The following is a 4,738-nucleotide window of genomic DNA, read 5'->3' as shown; positions in this document are numbered from 1 at the left end:
CATCCGAATAATGTTGCGCGCCTGGCGGGCCCGTCAGTGACATCACCCCGCCCGAGCAGCAGACCTTGATCAGTTCGGCGCCGTGTTTGATCTGGTAGCGCACCGCCTTGCGGATCTCGTCTATTCCGTTGGCGATGCCCTCCTCGACCGTCATCGGCAGCACCCCGGGCGCGAACGCCATGAACATCGTCGGGTCGAGGTGGCCGCCGGTCGGCGTGATCGCGTGCCCGGCCGGGACTAGCCGCGGACCATCGATCCAGCCCGCGTCGATCGCCTTGCCCAGGGCAACGTCGAGCAGGTAGCCGCCGGTCTTGACGAACAGGCCCAGGTTGCGCACGGTGGTGAACCCGGCGCGCAAGGTGCGGCGCGCATTACCGACCGCGCGCAGCATCCGTGTCGGCGGGTCGTCCTGCACCTGGGACAGCCCGGGCTTCTCGCCGCGCCCGCCCATCAGCAGGTTGACCTCCATGTCCATCAACCCGGGCAGCAGTATCCGCTCGCCCAGATCGAGCACCTCGTTTTCCGGCCCCTGCGGGCCCGCGCCGACGCCGACGATCCGATCGCCCTCGATCTGCACGACGCCGGGCCGGACGATCTCGCCGGCATCGACGTCAAGGAGCCCCGCGGCTTTCAGCGTCAGCTGCGTTGAGCCGCTTGCGCGAAGAGCGTCGGACTGCGATGAGCCGCTTGCGCGAAGAGCGTCGGGCAACGTTAGATCACCGGCTCCCGGATCAGCTCCACCCAGGCGGCGCCGCTGTCGGGAACGCGTGGTTGCTTCCACGCTTCGATTGGGAACGACACCATGACCAGCGACTGCATCAGGTGCATGAGAGTCTTTGCGTCCTCTGGCAAGTCGTCCAGCGGGAACTGGTCGCAGTACGCGATCACGTCGTTCAGGCGGGGGAACGCTACGTCGTAGAACGCCTGCATTTCGGTCATCGTCGAGGCCAGCCGCTTGGCGTAGCGCTCGGGCTCGGTGGCCAGGTCCCAATCCAAATAGGGCTCTAGGCCAGCGAATTCAGCGGGAAGCGCCATTGGTCTGATACTCCTTCACGTAGTCGCCGGTCACCTTGTGCAGATGGCGGAGCAGGATTTCCTGGTCGCACAGCGGAAAGTCTTTGACGACCTTGGTGCCGATCATGGTCTGGGTCGCTTCCAGCGTGTTCGAGTCCTGAAGCGCGTATTCCTTGAACGTCACCGCGGCCAATTCATGCGCCAAGCGCTCCCGGGCATTTCGCGGCGGGACGAAGTACAGCGTGCACTCGAAGATGTGCTTGTCGACGGCGGTCGGCCAGTAGTGATACGTCAAGAACCAGCCGGGCTCCCAGATCAGCAGCATGAAGTTCGGGTAGAAGTGCCACGAATCGATGCCCCACTGTTTGACTTTCTTGGGGTTGACGCCCGGCGGCAGCTGATCGAGCTTCTCGATGACCTCTGGCTTGTCCCAGGGACCGAACAGCCCGCTGCGCAGGACCTGGTCCATCGGCTTCACCATGGACATGTCCACCGGCGGCGCCTGACCGCCCCAGGTCGAGATCATTCCGTGCGGGCTGGCCAGCTCGTAGTACAGCGCCTCGAAGCCGGACTTCATGATCTTGGCGGCTTCTTCCTTGGTGTACTGGCCCTGGTGCAGCACCGGCGCGTGGTAGAACTCGGCGAATGCGTCGATGAACAGCTTCCAGTTGCTCCCGACCTCGGCTCGGTAGGAGTAGGACTCGGTCATCTCGTGGAAGGGGTAGCCCTCGATGCCCTTGGCCAGCGGGCCAAGATAGTCGACGAGCGGCTTTGCGTCATTGTCGAAGTTGATGAAGATGAATCCTTCCCACACCTCGCATCGCACCGGCACCAACCCGAACTGGCCCTTGTCGACGTCGAAGAACTCGTCCTCCTGCTGGATGAAGGTCAGGTCACCGTCGAGGCTGTAGCGCCAGGCGTGGTACTTGCAGGTGAACTGCCGGCAGGTGCCGGAGGTCTCCTCATGCGGAAAGTCGTTCCACACCAGCTTGTTGCCACGGTGGCGGCAGACATTGTGAAACGCCTTGACGGTCCCGTCCTTGGTCTTGACGATGATCACCGACACGCCCTTGCCCGCCGAGGGCAGCTCCTTGGTGAAGTAGCTGCCGGTGCGCGGCAGTCGCTCGACGCGACCGACGTTGAGCCAGGTGCGCTTGAAGATCGCATCGCGCTCGGCGTCGAAGAATGCCGGATCGATTGAATCGGTGTAATCGACTGGCGCGGTGCCCAGTTCGGGATAGTTTTCTGTCCAGCTGCCCGCAGCTGGCTTCGGGAAGTGGGCCAACGTTCTTACCTCTCTTGTTCCTGGTGTTCGAGCTGGACGCCAAAAGTATTGAGGGCCATGGCCAGCATGATGTAGGAGCCGACCGTGAAGACGTAGTCCATCCGCTGACGGTCGTCGAAGCGCTCACCGAGCGTGGCCCAGGTCTCGTCGGACAACTGGGATTTCTCGTCGAGCTCGTCGACCCCGGTGAGCACGGCGCGGTCAAACCTGTCGGCGGACTCGCCCCGCCGGACCGCGGCGATCTCGTCGTCGCTGATTCCCTCTCGTTTGGCCAAATTGACGTGGTGCGCCCACTCGTAGGCGCAGTCGCGACGATGGGCGACCCGCAGGATAACGAGTTCGCGGATGCGCGGTGGCAGCGTGGACGAGTACAAGAGGTGGACGTTGAACCGGAGGAACGCCTTGGTGAGGGCGGGGTGGTTGACGAGCGTTGACAGCACGTTGGAGGCGTCGCGCGGGTTGCGGCGTTCCGCGGGGAGCATGCCGGCCAGCGCCTGGTCGACAGTCTCGTCCCACTTGTCAGCGGGCAGCGGCGGCAAGCGCATCGCGCGGGTTTCCTCTCGGCCAAAGAGAATCATATTCTCATTTATAACCAATAGACTTGCACGATTCGTTCGTCTGGTCAATCCTGACGTGTCCGGATCCGGGCGTGCCTGCCCGTGCGGGGTGGGCTGCTGGTCTCGGCGCGCTGAGGCTGCCCGAGTTTGGGGTGGTCGGAAGGTGCGTTTCGGATCCCACTTTGTCGCTCGCACGTGGGCGATTTGCCGGGAAAACCGGGATGCGAAGCCGCTGGTTCGACATCCGCTCCAATACAAGGGAGCTACCCTGGATGTTGATTCTCACTTCGCGAGAAGATAGTTTTCAACACTAGAGCTTGGAGGCGGGTGGCGGCTCGCCGTGGGCCGCACGTAGCCCGCTCGGTGGCCGCGCGTCCGGTATTCAAGGGACGCTCGAAAGTTTCGAGAGAGGGGTACGCCCATGAACAAAGAAGACATGATCCTGATCAGCGTCGATGACCACATCGTCGAACCGCCGAACATGTTCAAGGATCACCTGTCGTCCAAGTACCTGGACGACGCGCCGCGGCTGGTGCACAACCCCGACGGTTCGGACATGTGGAAGTTCCGCGACACCGTCATTCCGAACGTGGCGCTCAACGCGGTCGCCGGCCGGCCCAAGGAAGAGTATGGGATCGAGCCCACGGGTCTGGATGAGATCCGGCCGGGCTGCTACGACGTCGACGAACGCGTCAAGGACATGAACGCCGGGGGCATCCTCGCGTCGATCTGCTTCCCGTCCTTCCCGGGCTTTGCCGGGCGCCTGTTCGCCACCGAAGACCCGGACTTCTCGTTGGCCCTGGTTCAGGCCTACAACGACTGGCACATCGAAGAGTGGTGCGGGGCCTACCCGGCGCGGTTCATCCCGATGGCTATCCCGGTGATCTGGGATGCCGAGTTGTGCGCTCAGGAGGTGCGGCGGGTTTCGAAGAAGGGCGTGCATGCGCTGACCTTCACCGAGAACCCGGCGGCGATGGGCTACCCCAGCTTCCACAACGAGTACTGGAACCCGCTGTTTGAAGCCTTGTGCGACACCGGCACCGTGATGAACATCCACATCGGGTCCTCGGGCCGGCTCGCGATCACCGCGCCGGACGCGCCGATGGACGTGATGATCACGCTGCAGCCGATGAACATCGTGCAGGCCGCCGCGGACCTGCTGTGGTCGCGCCCCATCAAGGAGTATCCGGACCTCAAGATCGCCCTCTCCGAGGGCGGCACCGGCTGGATCCCCTACTTCCTGGAGCGCGCGGACCGGACGTATGAGATGCACTCGACGTGGACGCACCAGAACTTCGGCGACAAGCTGCCGTCCGACGTGTTCCGCGACCACTTCCTGACCTGTTTCATCAGCGACAAGGTGGGCGTCCAACTGCGCAACATGATCGGCATCGACAACATCTGCTGGGAGGCCGACTACCCGCACAGCGACTCCATGTGGCCGGGCGCGCCGGAGGAGCTGTGGGACGTTCTGTCGATCAACAACGTGCCCGACGACGAGATCAAGAAGATGACGCATGAGAACGCAATGCGTTGGTACTCGTTCGATCCGTTCACCCACATCTCGCGCGAGCAGGCATCGGTCGGCGGGTTACGCAAGGCCGCCGAGGGGCATGACGTGTCCATTCGGGCGCTCAGCCACCACAAAGACACCAGGGCGGGTTCGTCGTTCGCGGACTTCGCCGCCAGTGCGAAAGAGCTCACCGGCAACCAGGACTGAGGCGCATCTGAGCCTCGCGAGCAGACACAGAATCGCACGATTCGGGTGGTATTGACGCGATTCTGTGTCTGCTCGCGTTGAAAGGAGATGTGCGGTATGGAGTTCGAGCTGACCGAGGACCAGGAGCTGATCCGCCGGTCGGTTGCCGAGTTGGCACGCAAG

5 protein-coding genes are annotated in these 4,738 nt (G+C 63.3%); 1 reads left to right on the top strand and 4 read right to left on the bottom strand.

The features are described from left to right. The 4 genes from VML93_RS01995 to VML93_RS01980 form a co-directional block, all read right to left on the bottom strand. On the bottom strand, positions 1-640 hold a 640-nt coding region (locus VML93_RS01995; protein WP_325607132.1), incomplete at its 3' end, for an amidohydrolase family protein. Positions 641-711: 71 nt separating this feature from the next. Beyond that, positions 712-1,035, bottom strand: a complete 324-nt coding sequence (locus tag VML93_RS01990; protein ID WP_325607128.1) for a hypothetical protein — start codon at positions 1,033-1,035, stop codon at positions 712-714. After that, the gene (locus tag VML93_RS01985; protein ID WP_325607126.1) at positions 1,019-2,299 is read right to left on the bottom strand and encodes an aromatic ring-hydroxylating dioxygenase subunit alpha; all 1,281 of its coding nucleotides are present in this window, start codon (positions 2,297-2,299) and stop codon (positions 1,019-1,021) included. The genes VML93_RS01990 and VML93_RS01985 overlap by 17 nt, the downstream gene beginning before the upstream one ends. Positions 2,300-2,304: 5 nt before the next feature. Continuing rightward, a complete protein-coding gene (locus tag VML93_RS01980) occupies positions 2,305-2,844 on the bottom strand; it encodes a carboxymuconolactone decarboxylase family protein (RefSeq protein ID WP_325607130.1) in 540 nt (179 codons plus the stop codon). A gap of 433 nt (positions 2,845-3,277) precedes the next feature. Here VML93_RS01980 and VML93_RS01975 point away from each other — a divergent pair, with 433 nt between their 5' ends. Beyond that, positions 3,278-4,576 (top strand): amidohydrolase family protein, encoded by a 1,299-nt coding sequence (locus VML93_RS01975; RefSeq protein ID WP_325607124.1) that lies wholly within the window; start codon positions 3,278-3,280, stop codon positions 4,574-4,576. Positions 4,577-4,738: the final 162 nt, after the last annotated feature.

The sequence above is a fragment of the Mycobacterium sp. genome (assembly GCF_035499775.1).
Lineage (GTDB): Bacteria > Actinomycetota > Actinomycetes > Mycobacteriales > Mycobacteriaceae > Mycobacterium.
The sequence above is the reverse complement of the archived record's forward strand: the minus strand, read 5'-3'. Positions and strand labels throughout refer to the sequence as shown.

Excerpts from the sequence above, each read along its gene's own strand:
- VML93_RS01990 (WP_325607128.1), bottom strand. The coding sequence starts at position 1,035 with ATGGCGCTTCCCGCTGAATTCGCTGGCCTAGAGCCCTATTTGGATTGG.
- VML93_RS01980 (WP_325607130.1), bottom strand. The coding sequence starts at position 2,844 with ATGCGCTTGCCGCCGCTGCCCGCTGACAAGTGGGACGAGACTGTCGAC.
- VML93_RS01975 (WP_325607124.1), top strand. The coding sequence starts at position 3,278 with ATGAACAAAGAAGACATGATCCTGATCAGCGTCGATGACCACATCGTC.